Source organism: Helicobacter sp. MIT 14-3879 (assembly GCF_003364125.1).
Genome location: NZ_NXLP01000167.1, coordinates 1 through 960 on the forward strand (window position 1 = coordinate 1; position 960 = coordinate 960).

Here is a 960-nt window from a genome sequence, read left to right on the forward strand (position 1 = left end):
AAAGAAATAGAGCAAATGATATTAGGAGAATAGCTTTAGCAAATGATGATAGCAAGGAGTAAATGAAATTTAGGCATATAGGCAAGGGTTATGAATGGTTTAGATAAGGCTTAAATAAGATTTAGATAAGATTTAGAAATGATTTAGATAAAACTTAGATAGGGTTTTAGATGTAGTTTAGGAGTAGAAAATAAGATTTAGAAATAATTTAGGAGTAGTTTAAGAATGGAAAATAAGGTTAGATAAGGCTTTAGGCAAGATTTAGCGAGGTTTAGTAAGGTTATGAATAGTTAGTGGCAGAAATTAAAGAAAATGATAAGTAGAGGAGATAACTTTCTTTAACGCATTTGAAATAGCTTGTTAATAAGGATAGACTAATAAACTTTTAGAAATATATGAGCTAAACATATTTGAAATAGTTTTTAAATAAGGATAGATAGAGAAAATTTCAAGCACGATGCTAACTCATTTAAAGTCATCTTTTTTAAGGAGGATAGATACTCTACTATTACAGGAGAGGGCTTTATCTGCTTTAATTTAAAGCAGTCTTTTAAAGCAGAATAGATAAATAAAAAGCAAGTTTTAAGATAGAATCTTATTAAAAACTCTTAAGCTTAAGAATAAAGGTTAAAATACACCATATAAAAGTTTTAATAAATTTAATACTTTTGTGTTTTGCTTATGTAGGGGTGAGCTTGTGTGATTATGGATTATAAAAAGTGTTTTTATGATAAATTTATTTATTTGATTGGGGGGGGCAAAAGATTATGGATTACAAAAAAGCATTTTTAGTAAAATTCTCACTAAAGGCTGAATTTCAAGGTGCGGGAGTTTGGAATATGGAGCAAAATGACCCCGACCCCTTTATGGAAGAACTCAATAAGCAGGGCTTACCTTATGTAGTGCTAGAGATAGAATCTAGCAAAGAAGTTAGGGTGCTAGAAGATGGGAGGAAATGAA

1 protein-coding gene is annotated in these 960 nt (G+C 29.7%); it reads left to right on the forward strand.

Going from position 1 to position 960, the window contains the following annotated elements:
* Nucleotides 1-767: 767 nt before the first annotated feature.
* On the forward strand, nucleotides 768-959 hold the full coding sequence (locus CQA44_RS12175; protein ID WP_115547436.1) for a hypothetical protein: 192 nt from the start codon (nucleotides 768-770) through the stop codon (nucleotides 957-959).
* Nucleotide 960: the final 1 nt, after the last annotated feature.